Origin of the sequence: Pseudomonas sp. J452 (assembly GCF_024666525.1) — a bacterium.
In the GTDB taxonomy this organism is placed as follows: Bacteria; Pseudomonadota; Gammaproteobacteria; order Pseudomonadales; family Pseudomonadaceae; genus Aquipseudomonas.
Window position 1 is genome coordinate 2391526 of sequence record NZ_CP088294.1, and the last position, 24786, is coordinate 2416311.

At 61.0% G+C, this 24786-nt stretch carries 31 protein-coding genes, 3 tRNA genes and 1 pseudogene; 23 read left to right on the forward strand and 12 right to left on the reverse strand.

Going from position 1 to position 24786, the window contains the following annotated elements:
• The first annotated feature begins 34 nt into the window (after nucleotides 1–34).
• The 16 genes and pseudogenes from LRS11_RS10820 to LRS11_RS10895 all read left to right on the forward strand — a co-directional run bounded on the left by LRS11_RS10820 (nucleotide 35) and on the right by LRS11_RS10895 (nucleotide 9349).
• A complete protein-coding gene (locus LRS11_RS10820) occupies nucleotides 35–307 on the forward strand; it encodes a DNA-binding protein (protein ID WP_260496803.1) in 273 nt (90 codons plus the stop codon).
• Nucleotides 308–318: 11 nt separating this feature from the next.
• Nucleotides 319–600, forward strand: coding sequence for a DUF5447 family protein (locus tag LRS11_RS10825; protein ID WP_260496804.1), 282 nt, complete (start codon nucleotides 319–321; stop codon nucleotides 598–600).
• A 4-nt stretch (nucleotides 601–604) separates the two neighbouring features.
• A complete protein-coding gene (locus LRS11_RS10830; protein ID WP_260496805.1) occupies nucleotides 605–811 on the forward strand; it encodes a hypothetical protein in 207 nt (68 codons plus the stop codon).
• On the forward strand, nucleotides 808–1074 hold the full coding sequence (locus LRS11_RS10835; RefSeq protein WP_260496806.1) for a hypothetical protein: 267 nt from the start codon (nucleotides 808–810) through the stop codon (nucleotides 1072–1074). Before LRS11_RS10830 ends, LRS11_RS10835 begins: the two co-directional genes overlap by 4 nt.
• 288 nt (nucleotides 1075–1362) lie before the next feature.
• Nucleotides 1363–1713: a hypothetical protein gene (locus LRS11_RS10840; protein ID WP_260496807.1), complete on the forward strand. Its 351-nt coding sequence runs from the start codon at nucleotides 1363–1365 to the stop codon at nucleotides 1711–1713.
• Nucleotides 1714–1821: 108 nt separating this feature from the next.
• The gene (locus LRS11_RS10845; RefSeq protein ID WP_260496808.1) at nucleotides 1822–2034 is read left to right on the forward strand and encodes a hypothetical protein; all 213 of its coding nucleotides are present in this window, start codon (nucleotides 1822–1824) and stop codon (nucleotides 2032–2034) included.
• Between the two features lie 14 nt (nucleotides 2035–2048).
• Nucleotides 2049–2258: a major capsid protein gene (locus LRS11_RS10850; RefSeq protein ID WP_260496809.1), complete on the forward strand. Its 210-nt coding sequence runs from the start codon at nucleotides 2049–2051 to the stop codon at nucleotides 2256–2258.
• A gap of 159 nt (nucleotides 2259–2417) precedes the next feature.
• Nucleotides 2418–3701, forward strand: a complete 1284-nt coding sequence (locus tag LRS11_RS10855; protein ID WP_260496810.1) for a virulence factor TspB C-terminal domain-related protein — start codon at nucleotides 2418–2420, stop codon at nucleotides 3699–3701.
• A 2-nt stretch (nucleotides 3702–3703) separates the two neighbouring features.
• The gene (locus tag LRS11_RS10860; RefSeq protein WP_260496811.1) at nucleotides 3704–4033 is read left to right on the forward strand and encodes a DUF2523 domain-containing protein; all 330 of its coding nucleotides are present in this window, start codon (nucleotides 3704–3706) and stop codon (nucleotides 4031–4033) included.
• A 12-nt stretch (nucleotides 4034–4045) separates the two neighbouring features.
• Nucleotides 4046–5233 carry a zonular occludens toxin domain-containing protein gene (locus tag LRS11_RS10865; RefSeq protein WP_260496812.1) on the forward strand — a complete coding sequence of 396 codons (1188 nt, stop codon included), beginning with the start codon at nucleotides 4046–4048 and terminating at the stop codon, nucleotides 5231–5233.
• Nucleotides 5234–5372: 139 nt separating this feature from the next.
• On the forward strand, nucleotides 5373–6656 hold the full coding sequence (locus LRS11_RS10870; protein ID WP_260496813.1) for a hypothetical protein: 1284 nt from the start codon (nucleotides 5373–5375) through the stop codon (nucleotides 6654–6656).
• Nucleotides 6653–7159 (forward strand): annotated as a pseudogene (locus tag LRS11_RS10875) (integrase); the annotation flags it as partial. The gene LRS11_RS10870 and the pseudogene LRS11_RS10875, both read left to right, overlap by 4 nt.
• A gap of 49 nt (nucleotides 7160–7208) precedes the next feature.
• A protein-coding gene (locus LRS11_RS10880) for an IS3 family transposase (RefSeq protein ID WP_260493668.1) occupies nucleotides 7209–8359 on the forward strand; the annotation gives its coding sequence in 2 pieces (ribosomal slippage) (nucleotides 7209–7452 and nucleotides 7452–8359; 1152 coding nt in all).
• A gap of 20 nt (nucleotides 8360–8379) precedes the next feature.
• On the forward strand, nucleotides 8380–8622 hold the full coding sequence (locus LRS11_RS10885; protein WP_260496897.1) for a type II toxin-antitoxin system RelE/ParE family toxin: 243 nt from the start codon (nucleotides 8380–8382) through the stop codon (nucleotides 8620–8622).
• Nucleotides 8623–8634: 12 nt separating this feature from the next.
• Nucleotides 8635–8940: a HigA family addiction module antitoxin gene (locus LRS11_RS10890; RefSeq protein ID WP_260496814.1), complete on the forward strand. Its 306-nt coding sequence runs from the start codon at nucleotides 8635–8637 to the stop codon at nucleotides 8938–8940.
• A 22-nt stretch (nucleotides 8941–8962) separates the two neighbouring features.
• Nucleotides 8963–9349: a hypothetical protein gene (locus tag LRS11_RS10895; protein WP_260496815.1), complete on the forward strand. Its 387-nt coding sequence runs from the start codon at nucleotides 8963–8965 to the stop codon at nucleotides 9347–9349.
• Between the two features lie 75 nt (nucleotides 9350–9424).
• Here LRS11_RS10895 and LRS11_RS10900 read toward each other — a convergent pair.
• The 10 genes from LRS11_RS10900 to LRS11_RS10945 all read right to left on the reverse strand — a co-directional run bounded on the left by LRS11_RS10900 (nucleotide 9425) and on the right by LRS11_RS10945 (nucleotide 16589).
• Nucleotides 9425–9501: transfer RNA gene (locus LRS11_RS10900), tRNA-Met, on the reverse strand.
• Nucleotides 9502–9580: 79 nt separating this feature from the next.
• Entirely contained in the window at nucleotides 9581–10681 is a 1101-nt protein-coding gene (gene ychF, locus LRS11_RS10905; protein WP_260496816.1) for a redox-regulated ATPase YchF, read from the reverse strand.
• Nucleotides 10682–10718: 37 nt separating this feature from the next.
• On the reverse strand, nucleotides 10719–11306 hold the full coding sequence (pth, locus tag LRS11_RS10910) for an aminoacyl-tRNA hydrolase (RefSeq protein WP_260496817.1): 588 nt from the start codon (nucleotides 11304–11306) through the stop codon (nucleotides 10719–10721).
• A 36-nt stretch (nucleotides 11307–11342) separates the two neighbouring features.
• Nucleotides 11343–11942 carry a 50S ribosomal protein L25/general stress protein Ctc gene (locus LRS11_RS10915; protein WP_260496818.1) on the reverse strand — a complete coding sequence of 200 codons (600 nt, stop codon included), beginning with the start codon at nucleotides 11940–11942 and terminating at the stop codon, nucleotides 11343–11345.
• Nucleotides 11943–12053: 111 nt separating this feature from the next.
• Nucleotides 12054–12995 carry a ribose-phosphate pyrophosphokinase gene (locus tag LRS11_RS10920; protein ID WP_260496819.1) on the reverse strand — a complete coding sequence of 314 codons (942 nt, stop codon included), beginning with the start codon at nucleotides 12993–12995 and terminating at the stop codon, nucleotides 12054–12056.
• An 82-nt stretch (nucleotides 12996–13077) separates the two neighbouring features.
• Nucleotides 13078–13152 (reverse strand) — tRNA-Gln (locus tag LRS11_RS10925).
• Nucleotides 13153–13203: 51 nt separating this feature from the next.
• Nucleotides 13204–13278, reverse strand: a tRNA-Gln gene (locus LRS11_RS10930).
• An 18-nt stretch (nucleotides 13279–13296) separates the two neighbouring features.
• Nucleotides 13297–14181 carry a 4-(cytidine 5'-diphospho)-2-C-methyl-D-erythritol kinase gene (gene ispE / locus LRS11_RS10935; protein WP_260496820.1) on the reverse strand — a complete coding sequence of 295 codons (885 nt, stop codon included), beginning with the start codon at nucleotides 14179–14181 and terminating at the stop codon, nucleotides 13297–13299.
• Between the two features lie 59 nt (nucleotides 14182–14240).
• Nucleotides 14241–14855: a lipoprotein insertase outer membrane protein LolB gene (lolB, locus tag LRS11_RS10940; protein WP_173203938.1), complete on the reverse strand. Its 615-nt coding sequence runs from the start codon at nucleotides 14853–14855 to the stop codon at nucleotides 14241–14243.
• A gap of 3 nt (nucleotides 14856–14858) precedes the next feature.
• Entirely contained in the window at nucleotides 14859–16589 is a 1731-nt protein-coding gene (locus LRS11_RS10945) for a tetratricopeptide repeat protein (protein ID WP_260496821.1), read from the reverse strand.
• 363 nt (nucleotides 16590–16952) lie between these two features.
• On the opposite strand from LRS11_RS10945, the gene hemA reads away from it, so the two are divergent.
• The 7 genes from hemA (at nucleotide 16953) to LRS11_RS10980 (ending at nucleotide 23214) form a co-directional block, all read left to right on the forward strand.
• Nucleotides 16953–18221, forward strand: coding sequence for a glutamyl-tRNA reductase (hemA, locus tag LRS11_RS10950; protein ID WP_173203942.1), 1269 nt, complete (start codon nucleotides 16953–16955; stop codon nucleotides 18219–18221).
• Complete coding sequence (gene prfA, locus LRS11_RS10955) at nucleotides 18218–19300, forward strand: peptide chain release factor 1 (RefSeq protein WP_260496822.1); 1083 nt, start codon at nucleotides 18218–18220, stop codon at nucleotides 19298–19300. Before hemA ends, prfA begins: the two co-directional genes overlap by 4 nt.
• 117 nt (nucleotides 19301–19417) lie before the next feature.
• Nucleotides 19418–20248: a peptide chain release factor N(5)-glutamine methyltransferase gene (prmC, locus tag LRS11_RS10960; protein ID WP_260496823.1), complete on the forward strand. Its 831-nt coding sequence runs from the start codon at nucleotides 19418–19420 to the stop codon at nucleotides 20246–20248.
• Nucleotides 20245–21006, forward strand: coding sequence for a molybdopterin-synthase adenylyltransferase MoeB (locus LRS11_RS10965; protein WP_260496824.1), 762 nt, complete (start codon nucleotides 20245–20247; stop codon nucleotides 21004–21006). Before prmC ends, LRS11_RS10965 begins: the two co-directional genes overlap by 4 nt.
• Nucleotides 21003–21818 carry a glutamate racemase gene (murI, locus tag LRS11_RS10970; protein ID WP_260496825.1) on the forward strand — a complete coding sequence of 272 codons (816 nt, stop codon included), beginning with the start codon at nucleotides 21003–21005 and terminating at the stop codon, nucleotides 21816–21818. The genes LRS11_RS10965 and murI overlap by 4 nt, the downstream gene beginning before the upstream one ends.
• 92 nt (nucleotides 21819–21910) lie before the next feature.
• The gene (locus tag LRS11_RS10975; protein WP_173203953.1) at nucleotides 21911–22423 is read left to right on the forward strand and encodes an acyloxyacyl hydrolase; all 513 of its coding nucleotides are present in this window, start codon (nucleotides 21911–21913) and stop codon (nucleotides 22421–22423) included.
• A gap of 170 nt (nucleotides 22424–22593) precedes the next feature.
• On the forward strand, nucleotides 22594–23214 hold the full coding sequence (locus LRS11_RS10980; protein WP_260496898.1) for a substrate-binding periplasmic protein: 621 nt from the start codon (nucleotides 22594–22596) through the stop codon (nucleotides 23212–23214).
• On the opposite strand, the gene LRS11_RS10985 is transcribed toward LRS11_RS10980, so the two are convergent.
• On the reverse strand, nucleotides 23205–23513 hold the full coding sequence (locus tag LRS11_RS10985) for a YkgJ family cysteine cluster protein (protein WP_260496826.1): 309 nt from the start codon (nucleotides 23511–23513) through the stop codon (nucleotides 23205–23207). The two genes, LRS11_RS10980 and LRS11_RS10985, sit on opposite strands and share 10 nt — an antisense overlap.
• 661 nt (nucleotides 23514–24174) lie before the next feature.
• The gene (locus tag LRS11_RS10990) at nucleotides 24175–24750 is read right to left on the reverse strand and encodes a GIY-YIG nuclease family protein (RefSeq protein WP_260496827.1); all 576 of its coding nucleotides are present in this window, start codon (nucleotides 24748–24750) and stop codon (nucleotides 24175–24177) included.
• Nucleotides 24751–24786 lie beyond the last annotated feature (36 nt).

The window sequence follows — 24786 nt, forward strand, 5'->3', positions numbered from 1 at the left end:
ACAGTGATATTGCACCGATTATAGGGACTTTTGCATGGAACAGTCTGGGGTAGTGGGGCTTTCGTTTGAGGGGAATCCCGAGCGCGTCACTGATTTTCGCGACGCGCCGCTTTGCTCACAGCAAGTGCTGGTGGATATGTTCGGCACCGACCTGATCACCCCGGACGTGGTGCGTGGATGGGTTGAGTCTTACACCCTCCCAACCGTCAAGGTTGGGCGCCGTCGTGTGATCAACCTGCACCGCATCCGCCGCGACCTCGACCGTGGCAAAACCGTGTTCTGCGCTGGGGACTACGCCGATGAATAAGGCGTCCTCCCATGAGCCCGTACAAGCCCACACATACCCAGGACTGCGACTGCTCTGTCTGTTGGTGCCGTCGTCATTCGCCGTCGCTCGCTCCATCCCAATCAACACCATGTGGCCAGTGCCGCCCCGTGTCTGCGGAAAAGGTCGGTGGTGTCTGGAAGGTGACCCCTGCCTTTCTCTGCGCGAAACACACGCCCAGCCTGCGCCCGCCGCAGTACTGGCGCGAGTGCTTCACCACGGGCAAACCCACGCCTTTCGTGCCAATCCACGAACCGTTCACGCTGGAGGGCTGAATCCATGAGCACTGCCGCTGAGCAAACCGATGGTTACGTGCTGTGCCAGGACTGCAGCCACGTCGAGCCTTACACCTCCGAACGGCACCACGGCCGTGAAAACTGCCCCAAGTGCGGCGGTAGCTTTTGCGGCTGCAATGCCTGCTCCGAGCTGGCAAGGCTGGCTGTGCAGTTCCAAGAGCCAAGCGACGATCAGGAGGCGGGCGAATGAGCCGGTCTTTCTATATGGCCCGCTGCCTGATCGCGCTCATGGGCGAATGGTCGATCCCTATCGTGATCGGCATTGCCCTCGGTACGGGCTTGAGCACGTGGCAACTGGTTGAAGTCGCTGACCTGATCGAATCGACCTTCACCCACTCCATGCAATCGGTGGTTGAGTCCTGCACGGCCCCAACCGATCCCCCGGCCAATCCATCGCCTCCGGCGTCCGGGACTGGCCCGCCAGTCGCGGGCGACGGTGGCGAAGCGGGATGACAAGGGCGAGGCCCTTGGTGTTTTGAGTCCAGTTATTGAGGGAGTTAATTACGAAAACGGGTGAAAACCCCAGCGTCACACATTGTTCCAGAGTGGCATTTACGGTGATGAAGATTCCCCATTGGAGAGCTTTAGCACCGCTGCTGTAGCGTAGAAACCACTAACCAAGCACCGCAAGCCGTACTGCCTGCAGGCCAAAAACTTTTAACGAAGTTTGCCTGTCGGGATCGCTCGGCCTGCAGAAAGGCAAAACCGCGCAATTAGGCGCAACTAGTGAGGTAACAACCGATGGCACGTTCAACTATGGAAGTCGCATTTCTCGGCACTCAGATGACTCAGGTCGATGACGCCAAATACGCCAAGATTTTTTACGGCGATGAGCCCGATGGCAAAACCGAACACGGTCTTTCCATCATCGGCATGGCCATTGCCGATGATGCCGCTGAAGAGGTTTTTGCAGCCGGTGCCAACTTCGAGCCGCTGCAACTGGTGCGCATCACCTTCGACGTGGCCCGTGGCGGCCAGAACAAGGGCAAAAATCTCGCCTTGCACATCGAGTCGGTGAAGCCCCAGGCGACCACTCCAGCCAGCCCCCAGACCTCGGCACCTGCGGCTAAACCCGCTGACGCCAAAGCCTGATTAACGGGGCGCTCCGATGGTTCGCATCTTCTGCAATCACTGCCACGACTGCGCCCCGGCGCGTGACTGGCGACTGATTCAGGCGTGCCCGCGCTGCCGGAGCCCCCTATGAATTTCCTGGCCTGTGAGGGGAGCTGGTCGGTCGGTGCCGGTGGTGAAGCAATTTGCACCGGCTCGCTGGTTTCCCTCACTGAACAGGAAATGCAGTCGCTCTACGGCACTGCTCTCACCTGGGATCAGGTGGCCGAGCTGCAAGGCGAAATCATTGTTCTGTTCGCCCTGGTGTTCGGCTTCCTCGTCCTGAAAAAAGTCCTGAAATAGCGAGGTAACACCCCATGAATCAACACCTGAAAAACTTGAAACGCTCCCTCGGCGCCGCTGCTGCAGTCGGCCTCCTGTCCATCCAGCAGGCTTACGCCGCTGTCCCGACTGGCGCCACCGATGCCCTGGATACCGCCAAGACCGACGTCGGCACCATCGGCTGGGCCGTGTTCGGCGTGATCGTCGCGGCGGTGGCGTTCAAGTACATGCGCCGCGCCCTGTAACCCCAGCAACCGCACGTCATGTGCCGAGCAAGCAAGCCCCGCCTCGGCGGGGTTTTCTTTTCTGGCCAGTTCTCCGGGTGTCGCCATGTCTCTCGAATGGTTCGTTTTGATCATCACCGCTGCCGCACTGTGGGCGGTCTTCTTTGGGCGGATATGACCATGCACCGTCTACTGCTTCGCCTCGGCTCCCTGGTTGCCCTGTGCCTACTCTCGGCCACGGCTTCGGCTGACTTCACCTACTCGCTGGCACATCGTCCCGACATCTACTTCGCCACCGCGCAGGCGGCCTGTGACGCTGCGATTCCGGATGTTCAGGCGCACCCCAATGCGCAAACGCCGCCTGTCACTGTCGTCGCTGCCCATCCTTATAGCGGTGACTCTGTATGCGTCTTCGATGTACGCCGTAACTCTGATAATCAGATGTATACCTATCAGGGCTATCCCTGCCGTGCTGAAGGTTCCTGCCCTCTTATCAAGGAAAGTTGCGAGGCGGGTGATACCCAATCCTTAACCTGGCCTCTGGGTCGCGAAGAGGTAGCAGTCGGTGACTCCAGCTTTACCCCCTTTGGCTACGATCTACCCCCCGCGTATTGCTTTAGCGGCTGCCTCGGCAACCTAGATGCTCAAGGCACCGGGCAAGACTTTTTCGGCCAGCCGGATACCGATCCTAAGTACGAAGTGATCTTCGCCAACGTCGCTTACAACCTCAGCGGCGCGGCCTGTTCTTCCGGCTCCAATGAGCCCGTTCCCGATATACCTCCGCCCCCTGAGCCTGATCCCTGCGAGGTCAATCCCACTGGCGAAGGCTGCACCCCGCCACCAGACCCGTGCATTGCAAACCCCTCCGCTGAGGGCTGCACGCCGCCGCCCGATCCCTGCGTGGCTGATCCCAATGCAGCCGGTTGCCCTGGTGGTGATGGCGGCGATGGTGGCGACACGGGTGGCGGTGACACGGGCGGTGGCGATACCGGTGGTGGTGACACTGGCGGCGGCGACACGGGTGGGGGTGATACCGGGGGCGGCGATTCTGGTGGTGATACCGGTACGGTTTCCGGCATGGAATGCAATGTGGGTTTGGCCTGCTCGGGCGATGCCATCCAGTGCGCCACCCTGCGTTTCCAAAAGGATGAGTACTGCGCCGATCAAAAGGCGATGGACTATCCCAGCCAGGAAGGCGACATCAAAGACTTCCTCAATCAGCCTGAATTCAAAGCTGTGGCAGACGAGGAGGTCGACCTCGGCTCTATGTTCAGCGAGGGCACGCGCTTTCTCCCCAGCGGCTGCCCGTCACCCGAATCGGTCGCCCTGACCTCAGCCGGTGGCCGCACCTTCCAATTTTCCTATGAACCCCTGTGCCAGCTGGCGACCGACCTCAGTTACCTGATCGTCGCCGCTGCCGGGATCTTCTTTGCCGTCTATGTCGGCCGTGCCGCAGGAGGTTAGTCATGCCACTTTGGCTCTGGGCTGTTCAACTGATTTTTTTGATGCTGCAACCGCTGATCAATTTTGCTTTTCGCCTGATCGGCATCGGCTTCGTCTCCTACGTTGGCTACAACGTCCTGCTGGAACAGGTCACCGACTACATCACCGCGCGCATGGGTGAAACCACGGTCGTGATCCAGCAGATTCTCGGTCTGGCCAAGATCGATATAGCGGTCAACATCTTCCTGGCAGCGGTCACCACTCGGCTGGTTCTTGCTGGTTTGGATCGTGCCCGTGACCTTCGTCGTGCACAGGTCTGGCGCAAGCCGGGCGGCACCTCCATCGAAGCATAAGGAGGCGCAGCCATGCTCTATATCCGCACCGGCAAGCCCGGCCACGGCAAGACCCTGAACACCATCCGCGAAGTGGATCAGAAGGCATTCAACGAAGGCCGTCCGGTCTACTTCCACAACATCAACGGCCTGAAACCGGAGCTGCTCAAAGCCAGCTGGTTTCAGTTTGAAGACCCGGAAAAGTGGTTTGAGCTGCCACAAGACGCCATCGTCGTGGTGGATGAGGCCCAGGGCTGGTTCGGTGCCCGTGACTCTCGCGCCCGGCCACCGGAACACATCACCCGCTTCGAAACCATGCGCCATCAAGGCCATGAGGTGCATCTGGTCACCCAAGACCCGCGCTATATCGACGTGCACCTGCGCCGCCTGTGCAACGGGCACATTCACTACTGGCGGGTGTTCAAGTCCCAGCAACTGCTGCGCTTTGAGTCCGAAGCGGTGATCGAAAAGGTTGAGGTCAAAACCAGCTTCAAGGATGCCGACAAGAAAACCATCCGCCTCGATAAGAAGTTTTTCAGCGTCTACACCAGCAGCAACGCCCAGCACCATTTCCAGACCAAGCTGCCAACCAAGTTCATCTTGGCCGCCTGTGTGATCCTTGGGGCCGGCTTCATGCTGTTTCGTGCCTACGAGCGCTATGCCGATGGCCAGCAGGAAACCCCCGCCGAGCAGGGCGCGCCAGTAGCCGAGCAAGGCCTAGCCGAGCAGGTGAAAAGCTCGGTCGGCTCACTGATCAACCCGGTGGGCAACCTCAAGGCGGAAGGCAGCATAACCCCTGAGAAATACATTGCCCTGCGTACACCGCGGATTCCTGACATCCCCAGCTCCGCGCCGATTTATGACGAGCTGACCAAGCCCAAGACCTACCCCAAGTTGTCGTGCGTGATGAGTTCGGACGAGAGCTACATCGAACGCAACCGAGGCCGCTACCGGGTAATCAGCGCGGGGGAACGGGCCTACATCTGCGAGTGTTTCAGCCAGCAAGGCACCTGGCACAAAACCTCATTCTCGTACTGCAAGAACACCGTCGAACACGGCGCGTTCGATCCGGCACGACCCGACCCCGGCAGCGAGCGTAATCCGATGCTCGCCGATCGGCAGCAGCGTCCCCAGGAACACCCACAAGCACCCGGCCAGCAGGCTCAGGAAGGCACCACCGTGATCGGTGTTCCGTATGTGAAGGGTCAATTCCTATGGTGAACCACAAGCGAAGCGGCGCGCTTTTAGGCGCCATTCGCGAGGGACGAGCGCGGCGCCAAAGAGCGCCCGCTGACGTCCCTGTAACACGTCAGAAAGACAGAAATGAAGAACCACATTAAACCAGAGTGATGGGCAAACAATGGCTAAGGCAAAAGACTTCTACCGCATTGACCAACTGACCGGAGCGCTTTCTCCGGAAAGTCGCCTTTTCGTTGATCCGGGCAAAGTTGGATTCGTCGACCTGTCAGGCGTTCGCCTGCTCCGTTGCGGCGTCGATACCGTCCGCCAGCTTTACCGGGGCATGATCCGCCCGGAAATCATGGCGCTGTTTGAGACCCCAGGCGTCATAGTCGACTTCGCTGGCCAGCGCTGGCACTCGGGACGGGTAGGGCGGGACTCCGGCTACCAGTACAAGCTGCAGAACGCCGATCTGGGCTTCGTCCTGCTGGTGAAGAACTTCAACGCCAAGCTGGACGCCATTGGCCCACACCTGAAAATCGAAGTATCACCCCATGCCATCGATGCCTTCTCCCCTGAGCGCCTGCAAGAGCGCATGGATTTCTATGCCTCTCACCTGCTGACCCATGTAGAGCGCAATCAATGCGCCGTGCATCTCGCGCTGGATCTCCAGGGCTGGACGCCTCCGGTGGATCTGGTCGCACGCCTGCATTGCAAAGCGCGCACGCACCGCGACATTTCCGGCATCAACGAAATCCATTGGGCGACCAAAAGCAGCGTCTACGGACGTGGCGAAACCTCCATGTTTGGCTCTGCAGGCGGCATCCAGCTCGCCATTTACAACAAGACCGAACAGGCCCGCGCCACGGACAAGCTGGACTACTGGGAGAGCGTCTGGAAACGCCGTGACAGCTTCGACGATCTAGATCCGGACAACTACGATCCCGAGCAAAACGTCTGGCGCGTAGAGCTGCGCTATCACCACTCCGTCATCCAACAATTCGCCAGCGGCTCTGTGGATCTGCACACCGGGCAACTGATCGAAACCGACTCCTTTGCAGCCTTCTCGGGGCATCTGGACGGCCTCTGGCGCTATGGTCTCAGCCAGTTCAAATTGCTGGCTCGCCCTGGTTACTTTGAGCCGATCTGGACGCTGATGCGTGATGACGTGCGGGTCGATATCGCTGCCGATTCGCTGCTCGATGAGACCGAGTACAAGCGCTACTACAAGACCTCTCGCGGCTTCTCCGGCAAGAACGTCGAACTGTTCCTGGGCAACTTCATCAGCCTGCTGGCAAGGGAAAAGGTGGGGGCAAAAAAGGCTTTCGACCGGCTGCAAAATTGGGAGTGCTGGCCGGTCATTCGCGACCATTACGCCGCAAAGGAAATGGGAGAGCGTGACCTCTACAAGCACATCAAGGATCTGCTCGAAGAACGGCATGTGCGGTGGGGTAGGGCGGTATGACGGTACGCAAAGACGGCAAAACATGGACAGCTGACTTCTACGAGAATGGCCGCACCGGGCGTCGTATCCGCAAGAAAGGTTTTCTGACCAAATCAGCGGCGCAGCGCTATGAATCCGACTTTTTCGCCACTCTCGACCAGACGGGTCGCCCGTTGGATGATCGGCTTTCGGATCTGGTGACCCTCTGGCATTCCCTGCACGGCTGCTCACTCAAAGACGAAAAGCACCGGCTTTCTCGGACGCTGGCAGTGGTTGAGCGCCTGGGTAATCCGCGAGCCTCTGAGTTCGATGCCCTGGCCTGGGCTCGCTATCGCCAAACCCGGCTCAAGGATGCGTCGCCGCAGACCGTCAACCATGAACAACGCTATCTGTCGGCGGTGTTCTCCGAGCTGATCCGCTTGGGTGCATGGTCAGGCATCAATCCTTTGGCCAAGATCCGCCAGATCAAAACCGACCAGACCGAGCTGTCGTTCCTGACCCTGGATCAAATTGAATCGCCCCTAGTTTCGTAGACACCTCCGAGCCTCATAATACGGCCCATTAGGAGGTGCCATGAGCAACCCGCGTTATCCCGAAGAATTCAAAATCGAAGCAGTCAAACAGGTGACCGAGCGAGGTCTGCCGGTGGCTGAGGTAGCTGCTCGTTTGGGCATGTCGACACACAGCCTGTATGCCTGGGTGAAGCGCTACAGCAAGCCCCAAGAACAGCGGGCGCAAGAGGACGATCAACACGCTGAGCTACGTCGTCTGCGTGCGGAACTCAAGCGCGTGACCGAAGAGCGAGACATCCTAAAAAAGGCCGCCGCGTACTTTGCCAAGGAGTGCGGCTGAAGTACGCCTTCATTAGTCAGCTATCCGCAGACTATTCGGTTCGCCGCCTGTGCCTGACCCTGAAAGTTCATGCCAGTGGCTACTACGCCTGGCTGGCTGAGCCGAAGTCGGCACGAGCAAAGGATGATCAGCGGCTGCTGGGTTTGATCAAGCACTCCTGGTTAGAGAGCGGTGGCGTCTATGGTTACCGCAAAATCCATGACGACCTGCGTGAGCTGGGAGAACAGTGCGGCAGGCATCGCGTTGCTCGATTAATGCGCCAGGAAGGCCTGCGTTCGCAGACGGGGTATCGGCGACGTCCAGGACGTTATGGTGGCAAGCCTCCAGTGGCCTCACCGAATCATCTTGAGCGTCGATTCAATGTCACTGAACCGAACAAGGTCTGGGTTACGGACATAACCTACATCCGCACCTATGAGGGTTGGTTATTTTTGGCGGTGGTGCTCGATCTGTTTTCGCGGCAGGTAATCGGTTGGTCAATGAAGCCGCAGATGACTAGCGATCTGGCTATTGATGCATTGCTGATGGCGGTTTGGCGGCGTAAGCCAAAGCAGGAAGTGATGATTCATTCCGACCAAGGTAGCCAGTTCAGCAGCGGCGACTGGCAGAGCTTTCTGAAAGCCAACAACTTGCTTGGCAGCATGAGTCGGCGTGGCAACTGCCATGACAATGCGGTAGCGGAAAGCTTTTTCCAGCTGCTGAAGCGGGAGCGGATCAGGCGAAAGATCTATAGCACCAGGCAGGATGCCAGAGCCGATGTGTTCGATTACATCGAGATGTTCTACAACCCAAAACGCCGGCACGGTTTCAACAACCAGCTGTCGCCGGTAGAGTTTGAAAAGCGCTATTTCCAGAGACTGGAGAGTGTCTAGAAAACCAGGGGCGATTCAATCTGTTCGAGTCAGGAGACTCCAGGCGCTGGAAGAGCGTTCTGAACGTTGCCACCAGAAAGCTGGCGATGCTCAACGCTGCGGTAGAGCTTCGAGACCTTAGATCTCCACCTGGGAACAGGTTGGAGCAACTGCACGGGAATCGTGCCGGTCAACATAGCATCAGGATCAACGATCAGTGGCGCATCTGCTTCGTATGGACGGCAGCAGGCCCTGAGAGTGTTGAGATAGTCGATTACCACTGAGGAGGTGGAATCATGGCAGTAAATGGCATGCGCCCCATTCACCCAGGTGAAGTGCTGCGCGAAGAGTTTCTTGAGCCGCTGGATATTGCTCCGGCTGCTCTAGCCCGTGCTCTGCACGTCTCCGCTCCGACCGTGAATGACATTGTTCGCGAGCGTCGTGGTGTGACTGCGGATATGGCTATTCGCCTGGGTCGCTACTTCGATACCTCGGCTCAGTTTTGGATGAACCTGCAAACTGAGTACGCTTTGGCGACGACATATGCAGAGGCTGGCGAAGAAATTGAGCACGAAGTTGAGCCGCTTCGGGCTGCTGGTTGACTATTCAAAGGAGTCTTACGAAATGGAATTCAACCTGCTCGGCTTCACTGTTTTTGATATCGCTTTGCTGCTCGCTTGCACCTTTGGGGCTGTTATTGGCAGCTTGGTTCAAGCCATTCTGGCAACCATTGATCATGATGGCCCCCCAACCGAACCCGAGCATTTGAGAATTGCGCCACCTGAAATACAAGAAACGAGAGGGCTTTGGATCAATATGCGGCTCTTCGTTGGTGGGGTTCTAGGGTTTGTATTTGGTCTCTACTTCATTGGCATGCTTAACGACTCGCCATCAACGTTCGCTCGCATTTGGGCTTTGTCTTTTGTGGTGGGCTATGCCGCACCAAAAGTCTGGGGGATCAAAAATGATCGCCTTGTAGCGCAATTGAAGTCTGAGGATGCTGGCGTGTAGGCAAGGCGTAGTCACTTTGTAGTCACTACCCCAGAAAGCACAAAGGCCTACCCGAAGGTAAGCCTTTGTTTTGTTTGGTGGCTACGCAGGGACTTGAACCCCGGACCCCAGCATTATGAATGCCGTGCTCTAACCAACTGAGCTACGTAGCCGTTTGAGGCGCGCATTATTCTCGTCGCAGCGTTTGCTGTCAAGCGTGTTTCGAGAAAATTTATGCGCGCTATCAAATGCTTAGACGTTGAAGCGGAAGTGCATCACGTCGCCATCCTTGACGATGTATTCCTTGCCTTCCAGGCGCCACTTGCCGGCTTCCTTGGCGCCGTTTTCGCCCTTGTACTGGATGAAGTCGTTGTAGGCGACCACTTCGGCACGGATGAAGCCTTTCTCGAAGTCGGTGTGGATCACGCCGGCCGCTTGCGGGGCGGTGGCGCCGATCTTGACGGTCCAGGCGCGGACTTCTTTCACCCCAGCGGTGAAGTAGGTCTGCAGGTTGAGCAGCTCGTAGCCGGCGCGGATCACGCGATTGAGGCCAGGCTCTTCGAGGCCTAGGGCTTCGAGGAACATGTCCTTTTCTTCGCCATCATCGAGCTCGGCGATTTCCGCTTCGATCTTGTTGCACACCGGCACGACGATGGCGCCTTCTTCATCGGCGATGGCCTTGACCACGTCGAGCAGCGGGTTGTTCTCGAAGCCGTCTTCGGCGACGTTGGCGATGTACATCACCGGCTTGCTGGTGAGCAGGTGAAAGCCACGGACCAGCTGCTTCTCGTCGTCGCCCAGGGCCTTCAGCAGGGTGCGTGCCGGCTTGCCTTCGGTGAAGTGGGGGATGAGCTTCTCGAGCAGGCCTTTCTGCGCCACGGCTTCCTTGTCGCCACCCTTGGCGTTGCGGCTGACCTTCTGCAGTTGCTTCTCGCAGCTGTCGAGGTCGGCGAAGATCAGTTCCAGCTCGATGATCTCGATGTCGCGCTTGGGGTCGACGCTGTTGGACACGTGGATCACGTTGTCGTCTTCGAAGCAGCGCACGACGTGGGCGATGGCATCGGTCTCGCGGATGTTGGCGAGGAACTTGTTGCCCAGGCCTTCACCCTTGGAGGCGCCTTCGACCAGGCCGGCGATGTCGACGAACTCCATGGTGGTCGGCAGGATGCGCTCGGGCTTGACGATCTCGGCCAGTGCGGCCAGGCGCGCGTCGGGCATCGGCACGATGCCGCTATTTGGCTCGATGGTGCAGAAGGGGAAGTTCTCTGCCGCGATACCGGATTTGGTGAGGGCGTTGAACAGGGTGGACTTGCCGACGTTGGGTAGGCCGACGATGCCGCAGTTGAATCCCATGGTGTGTCCCTCGTGCCGATAAGGCGGTGAAAAGTGATTAGGTAGCTTTCTGGCTGTGCAGCTTGTGCATCGCTTTGGTCCATTCGCCAGCGAGCATTTCCGGCAGCACGCCGAGGGCGAAATCGATGCTGGTGTCCAGCAGGTCCTGCTCGCTACGCGGAGCGCGGCCGAGGACGAAGTTGGAGACCAGGCTGCTGTGCCCGGGGTGGCCGATGCCGAGCCGCAGGCGGTGGAAAGTGTTCTGATTGCCGAGCTGGGCAATGATGTCGCGCAGCCCGTTATGCCCGCCGTGCCCGCCACCCTGTTTGAGTTTGGCGACGCCGGGAGGCATGTCGAGTTCGTCGTGGGCCACCAGAATGGCGTCCGGAGCAATCCGGAAGAAATTCGCCAGGGCCGCTACGGACTGGCCGCTGCGGTTCATGAAGGTGGTGGGGATGAGCAGACGAACGTCGCGGCCCTGATGGCTGAATTTGCCCACCAGGCCAAAATACTTTTTATCGAGGCTCAGGCTGACGCGTTCGCGGTCGGCCAGGCGCTCAACAAAAAGGGCCCCTGCGTTATGCCGGGTCTGGTCGTATTCGGGGCCTGGATTACCCAGGCCGACGATCAGTTGAATGGCAGTCACGTCAGGAGCCCTGATTGTGGAAGAGCGGCGAGAGAATTACTCGGCGCTTTCATCCTTCACGCGGGAAGCGTGGATGTTGGCAACAGCCAGGTCGTTGCCATGGGCCAGGGCCACCAGCTCGACGCCTTTCGGCAGAGTCAGGTCGGACAGGTGAACGATCTGACCGACTTCCACTTTGGCCATGTCGACGTTGATGAATTCCGGCAGGTCTTGCGGCTGGCAGGAAACTTCAACTTCAACGATGGTGTGGGACACTTCGCCGCCTTGCTGCTTCACGCCAACCGAGGATTCCTGGTTGATGAAGTGCAGCGGAACGTGGGCGGTCAGCTTCTGGCCGGCGATGACGCGAACGAAGTCAGCGTGCAGCACGAAGCCTTTGGCCGGGTGACGTTGCAGGGCCTTGATCAGAACGGTTTCGGCAGCGCCGGCAACGTTCAGGGTCAGCACGTGGCTGAAGGCAGCTTCGTTTTCCAGCAGCTTGGCCAGGTCTTTGGCCAGCAGGCTGATCGATTGCGGGGCTTTCTCGCCACCGTAGATAACAGCCGGTACCAGGCTGGCGATACGACGCAGGCGGCGGCTCGCACCTTTCCCCAGGTCGGAACGCGCTTCGGCATTCAGGGCAAATTCAACAGTCATTTCACTTCTCCAAAATAACCAAACCGCCAGCTGCGCTTGCGACCAGCGTGCGGGCGGTTGGGCAAAAAGCCCCGCACAACGGCGGGGCACAGGTCGTCAGGGATGTTCGCGTTAGCGGAACATCGCGCTGATCGATTCTTCATTGCTGATGCGACGCATCGCTTCAGCCACGACTGCTGCCATATCCAGTTGACGGATACGCGTGCAGGCTTGCGCCGCAGCGGACAGCGGGATGGTGTTGGTCACCACCAGTGCGTCCAGTACGGAGTTTTCAAGATTTTCGATGGCGCGGCCCGACAGTACCGGGTGCGTCGCGTAAGCGAACACCTTGGCGGCGCCGTGCTCTTTCAGCGCCTTGGCGGCGTGGCAGAGGGTGCCGGCGGTGTCGACCATGTCGTCGACCAGTACGCAGGTGCGGCCGTCCACGTCGCCGATGATGTGCATCACTTCGGAGTGGTTGGCCTTCTCGCGGCGCTTGTCGATGATCGCCAGGTCAACACCCAGGGACTTGGCCACGGCGCGCGCACGCACCACGCCACCGATGTCTGGGGAGACGATCATCAGGTTTTCGAAACGCTGGTCTTCGATATCGTCCACCAGAACCGGGGAGCCGTAGATGTTATCTACCGGGATATCGAAGAAGCCTTGGATCTGGTCGGCGTGCAAGTCGACGGTGAGCACGCGGTCGATACCGACCACGGTCAGCATGTCGGCCACCACTTTGGCGCTGATTGCCACGCGGGCGGAACGCGGGCGGCGGTCCTGGCGGGCATAGCCGAAGTAGGGGATGACTGCAGTGATACGAGAAGCCGAGGAGCGGCGGAAGGCGTCAGCCATCACTACCAGTTCCATCAGGTTGTCGTTAGTCGGGGCACAGGTCGGCTGAATGATGAAGACGTCTTTACCGCGAACGTTTTCATTGATTTCAGCGCTGATTTCGCCGTCGGAGAATTTGCCTACGGAGGCGTCGCCGAGGGGGATGTGCAGTTGGCGCACGATGCGACGCGCCAGGTCGGGGTTAGCATTCCCCGTGAAGACCATCATCTTGGACACGCGCAGTACCTGCCTGAGGGTGGGTCCGATGAATTAAAAAGCTGTTCAAAAAGCCAGGCTCTTTGAACAGCTCTCGAATATATGGCAGGGGCGGCTGGATTCGAACCAACGCATGGCAGGATCAAAACCTGCTGCCTTACCGCTTGGCGACGCCCCTGTAGAGTTAACGCTAATGCACGATCTGGTTTACGTAACCTCTGGGAGGTTATGGCAGGGGCGGCTGGATTCGAACCAACGCATGGCAGGATCAAAACCTGCTGCCTTACCGCTTGGCGACGCCCCTGTATCGTATAACCGAATGCTAGGCATTCCCTTCCGTTGCTAGTTTTTCAAGCTGCAGATGCACCGGAGACCGATTGCAACCACGTGCTATGAAACTTGGCAGGGTGGCCGGAAGTTGGCGCGAGACTTTATCAGCATCGGCCTGATTTGGGAAGCTCCCAAATACACAAGCTCCGGTTCCGGTCATTCTTGCTGAAACAAATTTGTTCAACAAGTTCAAAGCGTTACGCACTTCTGGGTAGCGCTTCTCGACAACCGGTTGGCAGTCGTTATGACCACCCCCCGCGGGAAGGCTGCGAACTGTAATGGCCGGGGTATTCCGTGTCAACTCGGGGTCGGCAAAAACTTCGGCGGTGCTGATGGCTACCTGCGGCACGGCGACCAGATACCAGGGTTCGGCCAGTTCGACCGGCTGCAGGCGCTCGCCAACACCCTCGGCGAAGGCCGCGCGGCCGCGCACGAACACCGGCACGTCGGCGCCCAGGCCGAGGCCCAGTTGCGCCAGCTGTTCTTCGTTCCAGCCCAGCTGCCACAGGTGGTTGAGGCCGAGCAGGGTGGTCGCCGCATCCGAGCTGCCGCCGCCGATGCCGCCGCCCATGGGTAGGCGCTTGTCCAGCCAGATGTCGACGCCCAGCATGCAGCCGGCTTGCTGCTGCAGCTGGCGCGCGGCACGCACGATCAGGTTGCTGTCGTGGGGCACGCCGGGGATCTCGCTGTGCAGGCGGATTTCACCGTCGGTGCGGAGGGCGAAGCCGAGCTGGTCGCCGTAGTCGATGAACTGGAACAGTGTCTGCAGCTCGTGATAGCCGTCGGCGCGGCGGCCAAGGATGTGCAGCATCAGGTTGAGTTTGGCCGGGGCCGGCAGGGTTAGTTCGGCGTGGGCTGGAATTGTGGTGGCTGTCATTTCGGTTGGCCGTTGTGTAGGGGCGTGCTCGCTCCTACAGGTTGTGCGTTGAAAAAGGCTTACTGGCCGAGCTGGCGTGGCTGCCAGTCCTTGATCACCAGGGTCACGTCGAGGTTCTCGCCGTGCAGTTTGATCCGTTGCGGCAGGCTGTAGCCGTTCTGTTCGGCGTAACTGAGGTATTCCACGTCCCAGCCATCCTGCTGCAGGCGCGCCAGCTGGCTGTCGCTGCTCAGGGTCACCCGGCTCTTGCTGTCCGGGGCGGGCAGGCCGCGCACCCACCAGAGAAGGTGCGAGACCGGCAGGCGCCAGCCGAGCTGTTCTTCCAGCAGGGCTTCCGGTGATTCGGCTTCATAGCGGCCCTGGTTGGCCACTTCCAGCAGAATGGCTCCGGGACGTCCGGTCAGGCGCGCGGCGCCGCGACCCAGTGGGCCAGACAGGCGGATGTCGTAGTAGTCCTGGCGCTGCAGCCAGAACAGCGTGCCGCTGCCGGAGTCCTTGGGTGCGCGAATGCCGACCTTGCCGTTGATCTGCCAGGCATCCAGGGTGCTGATCTGCGCCTTGTGGGCTTTCCACAGTTGCGGGTCGCCCTGGCCCTCGATGGCCTCGCGGTTGGTGAAGCCGGCACAGCCGGTAAGCAGGGCAAGCAGGCTGATGACGATAAGCTGACGGAACATGGATCAGGGTTTCTCGGAACCGGTGAGGCGCAGCAGGGTGCTGCGCAGGATGGTGCTGTCGGGTTGTGCTTGCAGGGCGCTGGCCCAGACCTTGCGCGCTTCACGCTGCTTGCCCTGGGCCCAGAGTACTTCGCCCAGGTGCGCGGCGACTTCGTGGTCCGGGTATTTTTCCAGGGCCTGGCGCAGGTAGCGCTCGGCGTCCTGCAGATTGCCCAGGCGGAAGTTGACCCAGCCCAGACTGTCCAGGGTGGCCGGGTCTTCCGGGTCGAGCTGGTAGGCCTGCTCGATCAGCGTCTTGGCTTCGGTGTAGCGCGTGGTGCGGTCGGCCAGGGTGTAGCCGAGGGCGTTCAGGGCCGAGGCGTTATCCGGCTCGCGCTGGATAATGTTGCGCAGGTCCTTTTCCAGGCCAGGCAGGTCGCCACGTTTCTCGGCCAGCATGGCGCGGGTGTAGAGCAGATTGGTGTCGCCGGGGAACTGCTGCAGCGCCTGCTGGATCAGTTGCCAGGACTGTTCCAGCTGCTCGCGATTGGCCAGGGCTTCGGATTCGATCAGGTACAGCTGGATCGCATAGTCCGGCTGGTTTTCACGGGACTTGCTCAGGCGGCTGGCAGCTTCCTCGGCGCGCTGGCTGTCGAGCAGGATCTCGTTCTGCCGGGACTGCGCGGCGAGATAGTCATCACCGGGGCCGACCAGGTTGTACTCGATCACGGCACTTTCCAGGTCGCCACGCTGCTCATAGATGCGTGCCAGGTTGAAGTGTGCGGCATCGGTGTGGCTGTCACGCTCGACCAGTTCTTCCAGGTAGATGATGGCCTCGTCCCAGGCTTCTGCTTCGAGGCAGACCAAGGCCAGGGAGAAGCGTAGGTCGTCGTCATCCGGGAACTGCTGGAGCAGGCCGGCGAACTCGGACTTGGCTTCATCCAGGCGCTCCAGCTCGACCAGTTGGCGGGCGTAGGCCAGGCGCAGGCGCTTGTCGTCGGGGAACTGCTTGATGCCTTTCTCCAGCAGCGGGATGGCTTCGTCGCCCCGTTGCAGGCCTTGCAGCAGGCGTGCGCGCAGCAGCAGTGGCGCTACTTCCTCTTCACTGGCGGCATGCGCTTCGAGCAGTTCCAGGGCTTCCTGGGCGCGGCCGTCCTGGTGCAGCAGCAGGGCTTTGCCGAACAGCAGTTGACCGTTTTCCGGGTATTTCACCAGCAGGCGCTCGAAGCTCTGCAGCAGGCCGTTGCGAGTGTCCGGGTCGGTTTCCGCGGCAGACAGGGCGAGGAAGTCGAAGTGTGTATCGCCCTGGGCCTGCAGGACCTTCTCCATATAGAGCATGGATTCGTCGTAGCGCCCGCCACGGGCCAGTTGTACCGCGGCGGCGCGCTGGGCTTCGAGACTGTCTGGGGCGTTCTTGGCCCAGATCAGCGCGGTATCCATGGCGGCCTGCTCGGCGCCCAGGTACTCGGCGATGCGGAAGGCACGCTCGGAAACGGCCGGGTCCTGCGTCGCATTGGCCTGCTGAACATAGTTGCCGAGGGCAATGTCGAAACGATTGCGCTGCCCGGCCAGCTCGGCGGCGAGCAGGCTGTAGACGGTTTCCTCATTGAATGAGGCGTACACCTTGGGATTTTCCGCTGTCGGGCTGGCAGCCGTTTCCTCGACGGGCACAGTGCCGTCGGGAGAGGAGGGGGCCAGTGTCTGGCAGCCGCCGACAAACAGCAGGGCGGTCAGCAACGCGAAGGATTTATTCATGGGTAAGAGCGACTAACCTGGGGTCTCGGCATCATGACACAAGCGCTCTGGCAAGCCCAATGGGCCATGGCCGTTCCGCGATGTGCTGGGAGGCTGTGAAAGTATCGCTTGCCTGCTACGGCCGCCTCCGAGCGGCTGCAACTGCGTTGCACTACGCAAAAGCTTCGGTCATTTGGCTCGCCAAACTCCCTCGCTTTCACGTAGTGCGCCTTGTTTCGCTCGCCCGGTGACGGCCTCGCGACGGCCTTCGATTTTTCACAGCCTCTGAACACTTGATCTGTTGGGACAATAGCCGGCGACAGTTGTTCTCGCCCCGGTGACGTAGGACAATTGCGCGCCTCCCGTTTCCGTTAGCGACCCTGCATGGCTTTTATCGCCCTTGGCATCAACCACAAGACCGCTTCGGTGGACGTTCGCGAGCGCGTGGCGTTTACCCCTGAGCAGCTGGTCGAGGCCTTGCAGCAGCTGTGTCGCGTCACCCCTAGTCGGGAGGCGGCGATCCTCTCCACTTGCAACCGCAGCGAGCTGTACCTGGAGCAGGAGCAGCTGTCGGCGGACGAAGTGTTGCAGTGGCTGGCCGACTATCACCGCCTGAACCTCGCCGATCTGCGCGCCTGTGCCTATATACACAGCGACAACGAAGCGGTGCGGCACATGATGCGCGTCGCCTCCGGCCTGGACTCCATGGTCCTCGGCGAGCCGCAGATCCTCGGCCAGATGAAGTCCGCCTACGCCGTGGCGCGTGAGGCTGGTACCGTCGGCCCGCTGCTCGGTCGCCTGTTCCAGGCCACCTTCAGCACCGCCAAGACCGTGCGCACCGACACCGCCATCGGCGAGAACCCGGTGTCCGTGGCTTTCGCCGCGGTCAGCCTGGCCAAGCAGATCTTCGCCGACCTGCACCGCAGCCAGGCCCTGCTGATCGGCGCCGGTGAGACCATCAGCCTGGTTGCCCGTCACCTGCATGACCAGGGCATCAAGCGCATCGTCGTCGCCAATCGCACCCTGGAGCGCGCCAGCTCGCTGGCCGAGCAGTTCGGCGCGCATGCCATCCTGCTGGCCGATATTCCCGACGAGCTGATCAACAGCGATATCGTCATCAGTTCCACCGCCAGCCAGTTGCCGATCCTCGGCAAGGGCGCGGTGGAGCGGGCGCTGAAGAAGCGCCGGCACAAGCCGATCTTCATGGTCGATATCGCCGTGCCGCGCGACATCGAACCGGAAGTCGGCGAGCTGGACGACGTCTATTTGTATACCGTCGACGACCTGCACGAGGTCATCGAGGAAAACCTCAAGAGTCGCCAGGATGCCGCCCAGGCTGCCGAGCAGTTGGTTAGCGCCGGCGCCGACGACTTCATGCTGCGCCTGCGTGCGCTGGCTGCGGTGGATGTGCTGAAAACCTACCGCCAGCAGGCCGAGCGCCTGCGTGACGAGGAGCTGGCCAAGGCTCAGCGCCTGCTGAACAACGGTACGCCGGCCGAAGACGTCCTCGCCCAGCTGGCCCGTGGCCTGACCAACAAGCTGCTGCATGCGCCCAGCGTGCAACTGAAGAAAATCTCCGCCGACGGCCGCCTCGATGCGCTGGCCGTGGCCCAGGAACTTTTTGCCCTCGACGAGGGCGAGCCGAAATCATGAAAGCGTCACTGTTGAACAAGCTGGACATCCTCCAGGACCGCTACGAGGAACTTACCGCGCTGCTTGGCGACGGCGAAGTGATCAGCAACCAGACCCAGTTCCGCGCCTATTCCAAGGAATATGCCGAGGTCGAGCCGGTGATCCTCGCCTACCGCGAGTTCTGCAAGGTGCAGGGCGACCTCGCCGGCGCCCAGGCGCTGCTCAAGGACAGCGACCCGGATCTGCGTGAGATGGCCGAGGAAGAAGTCGCGAGCGCCCGTGCGCAGCTGGAAGAACTGGAAGGCCGCCTGCAGCGCATGCTGCTGCCGAAAGACCCCAAGGACGGGCGCAATGTGTTTCTCGAAATCCGCGCCGGTACCGGCGGCGACGAGGCGGCGATCTTCTCCGGAGACCTGTTCCGCATGTATTCGCGCTATGCCGAGCGCCAGGGCTGGCGCGTCGAGATCCTCTCGGAGAACCCCGGCGAGCATGGCGGCTTCAAGGAAGTGATCGCCCGCGTCGAGGGCGACAATGTTTACGCCAAGCTCAAGTTCGAGTCCGGCGCCCACCGCGTGCAGCGCGTGCCGGAAACCGAGTCCCAGGGCCGCATCCACACCTCGGCCTGCACCGTGGCAATGTTGCCCGAGCCGGACGAACAGGCGGCGATCGAGATCAACCCGGCCGACCTGCGCGTCGATACCTACCGCGCCTCGGGCGCCGGTGGGCAGCACATCAACAAGACCGACTCGGCGGTGCGTATCACCCACCTGCCGACCGGCATGGTGGTCGAGTGCCAGGAAGAACGCTCGCAGCACAAGAACCGCGCCCGCGCCCTGGCCTGGCTGGCGGCCAAACTGCAGGACCAGCAGGATGCCGCTGCGCACAAGGAAATCTCCGAGACGCGCAAGCTGCTGGTTGGCTCCGGCGACCGCTCCGAGCGCATCCGCACCTACAACTTTCCCCAGGGGCGGGTCACCGACCACCGCATCAACCTGACCCTCTACTGCCTGGACGACGTTCTGTCTGGTGGCGTGGAAGCGGTGATCGAGCCGTTGCTGCAGGAATTCCAGGCCGACCAGCTGGCCGCCCTGGGCGATTGAGCGCGCTCCTACAGGTTATGCCCGCCGCATAACCTGTAGGAGCGAGCTTGCTCGCGATGCTGTTCTGATGTGGTTTGCCCCTGATCGCCAGCAAGCTGGCTCCTACGGAGAGACCCCGTGGTGACGATCCAATCCCTGCTCGATAGCGCCGATCTGCCTGACTCGCCCAGTGCGCCGCTGGACGCCGAGCTGCTGCTGGCTGCCGCTCTGGGCAAGTCGCGCAGCTACCTGCGCACCTGGCCGGAGCGTGAGCCGAGTGCCGAGCAGCAGGCTGCTTTCGCCGCCATGCTCGAACGCCGCCGTGCGGGCGAGCCGGTGGCCTATATCCTCGGCCAGCAGGGCTTCTGGAGCCTCGACCTGGAAGTAGCTCCGCACACCCTGATTCCCCGCCCGGATACAGAACTGCTGGTGGAAACCGCCCTCGCGCTGCTGCCGACCACACCGCTGCGCGCGCTCGATCTGGGCACCGGCACCGGCGCCATCGCCCTGGCCCTGGCCAGCGAGCGGCCAGGCTGGCGGGTCACCGGTGTGGATCGGGTCCTTGATGCCGTGGCCCTGGCCGAACGCAATCGCCAGCGCCTGCAACTGAACAATGCCGAATTCCGCCCGAGCCAGTGGTTCAGCGCCCTGGCCGGCCAGCGTTACCGATTGATCGTCAGCAACCCACCTTATATCGCCGCCGATGACCGCCACCTGGGCGAGGGCGATGTGCGCTTCGAGCCGGCCAGCGCGCTGGTCTCCGGTGCCGATGGGCTGGACGATATCCGCCAGATCATTAGCGCGGCGCCCGCTTATCTGGACGCCGGCGGCTGGCTGCTGCTGGAACATGGCTATGATCAGGCCGAGGCCGTGCGCGCGCTGCTGGCGGCGGCCGGTTTCGTCGCCGTGGAAAGCCGCCGCGACCTGGGCGGCCACCAACGAATTTCCCTGGGGCAATGGCCAGCATGAGCCTGGAACTGAGCGACGACGAACTGCTGCGCTACAGCCGGCAGATCCTTTTGCCGCAGATCGATATCGCCGGGCAGCTGAAGCTCAAGCATAGCAGCGTGCTGATCGTCGGCCTCGGCGGCCTCGGCTCGCCGGTGGCGCTTTACCTGGCCGCGGCCGGGGTTGGCGAGCTGCACCTGGCTGACTTCGATACGGTCGACCTGAGCAACCTGCAGCGGCAGATCATCCACGACGCCAGCCAGGTTGGCGTGAGCAAGGTCGACTCGGCGCTCAGTCGGCTCGCCGCGCTCAATCCGCAGATCAAGCTGCTGGCCCATCGCACTGCACTCGATGAAGACTCCCTGGCTGCCGCCGTGGCGGCCGTCGATCTGGTGCTGGACTGCTCAGACAACTTCACCACCCGCGAGGCGGTGAATGCCGCCTGCGTGGCTGCCGGCAAGCCGCTGGTCAGTGGCGCGGCAATCCGCCTGCAGGGCCAGCTCGCCGTGTTCGATCCGCGCAATACAGCGAGCCCCTGCTACCACTGCCTGTTCGGCCATGGCGACGACAGCCAGCTGACCTGCAGCGAAGCCGGCGTGGTCGGCCCGCTGGTGGGGCTGGTCGGCAGCCTGCAGGCGCTGGAGGCACTCAAGCTGCTGGCCGGTTTCGGTGAACCGCTGGTGGGTCGCCTGCTGCTGATCGATGCCCTCGACTCGCGCTTTCGCGAGCTGCGCATCAAGCGCGACCCGGCCTGCAGCGTGTGTGGCGGGCGGCCATGAACAGCAACGCGCCGGTCGGCGTATTCGATTCCGGGGTTGGCGGCCTGTCGGTGCTGCACGAGATCCGCGCGCGCCTGCCGGACGAGTCGCTGCTGTATGTCGCCGACAGCGGCCATGTGCCCTACGGCGAGAAAAGCCCCGAGTTCATCCGCGAGAGAAGCCAGGCGATTGCCGCGTTTCTTCTCAGCCAGGGCGCCAAGGCGCTGGTGCTGGCCTGCAATACCGCCACGGCGGCGGCGGTGGCCGAGTTGCGCGAGCGTTATCCCGACTTGCCCATCGTCGGCATGGAGCCGGCGGTGAAGCCGGCCGCTGCCGTGACCCGCAGCGGCGTGGTTGGCGTGTTGGCCACCACCGGCACGCTGAAAAGCGCCAAGTTCGCCGCCTTGCTCGATCGCTTCGCCCATGATGTGCGAGTGGTCACCCAGCCCTGTCCGGGGCTGGTCGAGCAGATCGAGGCCGGCGAGCTGAGCAGTCCGCGCACCCGTGAGCTGCTGCAGGGCTGGGTCGAACCCTTGCTGGCCGAAGGCTGCGACACCCTCATTCTCGGCTGCACGCACTATCCTTTTATCAAGCCGCTGCTGCGCGAGCTGGTACCGCCGAATGTCAGTCTGGTGGATACGGGCGCGGCGGTGGCGCGGCGCCTGCAGCAACTGCTCGACCAGCGCGAGCTGCGTGCCGCACCGGGTAGCGCGCAACCGACCCGCTTGTGGTCGAGCGGCGAACTGGCGCAACTGCAACAGGTATTGCCGGTGCTGTGGGGCGAAGCGCTCACCGCGCAGGCACTGCCAGCGGCCGGCAAAGCTGAGTATTAATACTTAAGCCGCCTTCCGCTAATAGCAGTTGTTTCTATACTCCAGAGTGAGTGTGGTGTGGCCCAATTATCCTTCGGTGACAGGACGTGAGCATGAAGAAGATCCTTTCCTTGGCTGCCGTCGCAGCCCTTGGCCTGAGCAGCCTTTCTGCCCAGGCAGTCGATTTCACTGCCGCTGTTGGCCAGAGCGGCGACTCCAACATGGTCTATCACCTGGGTGCCCAGTGGAACTGGGACAAGAGCTGGATGCAGAGCGATGTCGGTCGCCTGACCGGCTATTGGGATGCCGGTTACACCTACTGGGACGGCGATGAAACTTCGAGCAACCACAGCCTGTCCTTCACCCCGGTATTCGTCTACGAGTTCGCTGGTGAAACGGTCAGGCCCTATATCGAAGCCGGTATCGGTGTGGCCTTTTTCGAGAACACCGAAGTGGAAGACAACGACCTCGGCTCCTCCTTCCAGTTCGAGGATCGCCTCGGTGTTGGCCTGCGTTTCTCCGGCCAGGAGGTCGGTATTCGCGCGGTGCACTACTCCAACGCCGGCCTCGAACAGCCGAACGATGGGGTCGAGGCGTACACCCTGCATTACCGCCTGAGCTTCTGAATTGCAGGCAACGCGCAAAAGCCGGGCTCTATGCCCGGCTTTTTATTGTGGAGTGTTTGCTGAGGTGCGCGAGTGAAGGTTGAATGAAGCGCCACAAGAGATACCTATGCGGCTTGCTTGTTGTATGTACGCTGCTATCCGGGCAGGCGCCAGCGGCTGAGTTGCACATCGTGCTGTTCGATGTGGAGCCATACAGCTACGAGGGCAGTGATGGGCAACCCACCGGTATCCAGGTCGACAAGGTCCGCGCCCTGGCCGAACAGGCTGGTTTTTTACCGCGTATCGAGCTGACCTCCTTTGCTCGGCGTGACCAGGCGATTGCCCAGGGCGATGCCGATATGACCATCGGCTTCGAGACCGAGGCACTGAAGAAATCGGCTTTCAAGCTGGGGCCGATCATGACGGTCAATTCCATTCTGTTGCTGCGCCACGGCCTGCAGCCATCAGTGCTGGAAGACTTGGATCAGCTGCGGGTGGGGCGTATTCGCGGGGGCTGCGCCGACCTGCGACCCAACGGTCAGGCATTCCAGGCTTTCCATGACTTCAACAACTACGTCAGTGGTTTGAGCATGCTGCAAAGTGCTCGTCTGGATGTGGTCTGTGGCACTGAAGATGCCATCCGCTTCGGTGCGCAGCAGGCCGGGGTTGATCTGGCCGCTCACCGCAGCATGGTGCTGACGGCCAATCGCGAGGTCTGGATATTTGTCGCCAGGCAGGTGCCCGAGGCGGTGCGGCGGCGTATCGAACAGGCGCTGAACGCGCTGCCTGCACCGGTGAAGCCTCAGCGGTAGATGGCGCCCATCTCGCGGCGCTCGTCGACACACTCGGGGGAGCCCATTTCAAACTCGCGGCAGATCAGCGGGCGCAGTTCGTAGATGGTGCAGCGCATGCTGTCGCGATCCAGCGCCGCGCACCAGCCATCGTCCAGACGGCGCATGACTTCGCCGCCCCAGTCATCGGTGTCGATGAAGCGCTGCGGCACGCCGGTATCGGTGATCAGCATGACCTCCAGCTGGCAGCAGCAGGCGGCGCAGTTGGAGCAGCTGATGCTGGATTTTTCGGGGAGTTGGGTGAGGGGGATCTGACTCATGCCGCGCAGTTTACGGCAGGCCGGGATGGATGGCTCGCCTGGCCGACCGACGCGGTGCTGGGGGCAGTGCGGGAGTCTTGTCCTGGTATGAGCGATCTGTGCCGGGATCATTGCTGAGGTGCTTGTTGGCTCTGGTTTCGCCCTCCCGGGCGACTCACTTTTTCCAAGCGCGGAAAAAGTAAGCAAAAACGCTTGCCCCTGCATCCGGGTCTGGCTGCGCCAGACTTCCCTCACTCCATCATCGCTCCAGGGGCCCGCCGCGAAGGGCCATCCCTGGCCCATCGCGGCTCTCGCGACATCCATGTCGCTCAACCCCTTACGCAATGATTCCATTCGGCCTCCTGAAAGGGGCGTTTGGTGTTGCCTGACAGGTCGTGTGATGAAAAGCCCAAAGCTATCAAGCAGCTCGGGGCTCGATCCCCCGTCAGGAGGCCGAGCGTAGGTGTTGCGTAGGGGGACGAGCCGCATGGATGCGGCGAGAGGCTTAAAGGGCCAGGGATGGCCCTTGTAAGCCGGCCCCCGGAGCGGCACCGGAGGGAGGGGAGTTTCGCGCAGCGAAACCCGGATGCCGGGGTGTGTTTCTTTGCTTACTTTCTTTGCACAAGCAAAGAAAGTGAGGCGCCCGACAGGGCGAAAACAGAGCCGGCATCTAGCTAATAGGTCACTCGCCAGTTGCTATGTGCTTCTTGCGGATATTTCTTGTGAGTCGGCCTTCTTTCATCAGAAGACCGATGATGCTGTAACTGAGGTAATCCTTTGAGCCGCCCCCGTAATCCGATTGGAGGCCGAGATACTTGGCTGCATCTGAGTTAGAAATGCCGTCTGGATTTGCCTTGGCTAGCTCCATCGTGGCCGACTTGAGGAGCTCAAGTGCCATTTGCGCTTTCTCATAACAGCCATCAGGAATATTGAGTTTGACCTTCTTGTTAATGGTTTCTGGATTTGGCTTGACCCTATTCGTCAGTAAGCCGCCTTGGGACCGGATGCCGAATGCTGAGATTAATTCGGCCTCGATCTTCAAGGCTTGGTGTTCAGTTAGATTGTCGGAAATGATGGTGTGGATGACAGAAAGGCCAGCAGTTTTGATTGCTTGAATGACGCTCCCCTTCTCGGAGTCATCGATCTTTAGCTGGTGCTCCCAAGCACGGTTGCCTGTGCCTTTCCCGATGTAGAAGGGTTTTGCAGGGTTAGAGCGGGGGTCTTTAAGTGCATAAACGTAGAACGGGTTTTGAGCCATACAGTGCTATCCCTACTGCTGTAAGGGCTATCAGGG

What these genes read in the sequence shown, in the direction of transcription:
- murI (WP_260496825.1), top strand. Translation starts at nt 21,003, where the DNA reads ATGAACAGCAACGCGCCGGTCGGCGTATTCGATTCCGGGGTTGGCGGC.
- LRS11_RS10870 (WP_260496813.1), top strand. Translation starts at nt 5,373, where the DNA reads ATGGCTAAGGCAAAAGACTTCTACCGCATTGACCAACTGACCGGAGCG.
- LRS11_RS10855 (WP_260496810.1), top strand. Translation starts at nt 2,418, where the DNA reads ATGCACCGTCTACTGCTTCGCCTCGGCTCCCTGGTTGCCCTGTGCCTA.
- LRS11_RS10895 (WP_260496815.1), top strand. Translation starts at nt 8,963, where the DNA reads ATGGAATTCAACCTGCTCGGCTTCACTGTTTTTGATATCGCTTTGCTG.
- prfA (WP_260496822.1), top strand. Translation starts at nt 18,218, where the DNA reads ATGAAAGCGTCACTGTTGAACAAGCTGGACATCCTCCAGGACCGCTAC.
- LRS11_RS10965 (WP_260496824.1), top strand. Translation starts at nt 20,245, where the DNA reads ATGAGCCTGGAACTGAGCGACGACGAACTGCTGCGCTACAGCCGGCAG.
- hemA (WP_173203942.1), top strand. Translation starts at nt 16,953, where the DNA reads ATGGCTTTTATCGCCCTTGGCATCAACCACAAGACCGCTTCGGTGGAC.
- LRS11_RS10850 (WP_260496809.1), top strand. Translation starts at nt 2,049, where the DNA reads ATGAATCAACACCTGAAAAACTTGAAACGCTCCCTCGGCGCCGCTGCT.
- LRS11_RS10835 (WP_260496806.1), top strand. Translation starts at nt 808, where the DNA reads ATGAGCCGGTCTTTCTATATGGCCCGCTGCCTGATCGCGCTCATGGGC.
- LRS11_RS10915 (WP_260496818.1), bottom strand. Translation starts at nt 11,942, where the DNA reads ATGACTGTTGAATTTGCCCTGAATGCCGAAGCGCGTTCCGACCTGGGG.
- LRS11_RS10990 (WP_260496827.1), bottom strand. Translation starts at nt 24,750, where the DNA reads ATGGCTCAAAACCCGTTCTACGTTTATGCACTTAAAGACCCCCGCTCT.
- LRS11_RS10840 (WP_260496807.1), top strand. Translation starts at nt 1,363, where the DNA reads ATGGCACGTTCAACTATGGAAGTCGCATTTCTCGGCACTCAGATGACT.
- LRS11_RS10830 (WP_260496805.1), top strand. Translation starts at nt 605, where the DNA reads ATGAGCACTGCCGCTGAGCAAACCGATGGTTACGTGCTGTGCCAGGAC.
- LRS11_RS10945 (WP_260496821.1), bottom strand. Translation starts at nt 16,589, where the DNA reads ATGAATAAATCCTTCGCGTTGCTGACCGCCCTGCTGTTTGTCGGCGGC.
- LRS11_RS10845 (WP_260496808.1), top strand. Translation starts at nt 1,822, where the DNA reads ATGAATTTCCTGGCCTGTGAGGGGAGCTGGTCGGTCGGTGCCGGTGGT.
- LRS11_RS10975 (WP_173203953.1), top strand. Translation starts at nt 21,911, where the DNA reads ATGAAGAAGATCCTTTCCTTGGCTGCCGTCGCAGCCCTTGGCCTGAGC.
- LRS11_RS10890 (WP_260496814.1), top strand. Translation starts at nt 8,635, where the DNA reads ATGGCAGTAAATGGCATGCGCCCCATTCACCCAGGTGAAGTGCTGCGC.
- LRS11_RS10820 (WP_260496803.1), top strand. Translation starts at nt 35, where the DNA reads ATGGAACAGTCTGGGGTAGTGGGGCTTTCGTTTGAGGGGAATCCCGAG.
- ispE (WP_260496820.1), bottom strand. Translation starts at nt 14,181, where the DNA reads ATGACAGCCACCACAATTCCAGCCCACGCCGAACTAACCCTGCCGGCC.
- ychF (WP_260496816.1), bottom strand. Translation starts at nt 10,681, where the DNA reads ATGGGATTCAACTGCGGCATCGTCGGCCTACCCAACGTCGGCAAGTCC.
- LRS11_RS10860 (WP_260496811.1), top strand. Translation starts at nt 3,704, where the DNA reads ATGCCACTTTGGCTCTGGGCTGTTCAACTGATTTTTTTGATGCTGCAA.
- lolB (WP_173203938.1), bottom strand. Translation starts at nt 14,855, where the DNA reads ATGTTCCGTCAGCTTATCGTCATCAGCCTGCTTGCCCTGCTTACCGGC.
- LRS11_RS10825 (WP_260496804.1), top strand. Translation starts at nt 319, where the DNA reads ATGAGCCCGTACAAGCCCACACATACCCAGGACTGCGACTGCTCTGTC.
- LRS11_RS10985 (WP_260496826.1), bottom strand. Translation starts at nt 23,513, where the DNA reads ATGAGTCAGATCCCCCTCACCCAACTCCCCGAAAAATCCAGCATCAGC.
- LRS11_RS10865 (WP_260496812.1), top strand. Translation starts at nt 4,046, where the DNA reads ATGCTCTATATCCGCACCGGCAAGCCCGGCCACGGCAAGACCCTGAAC.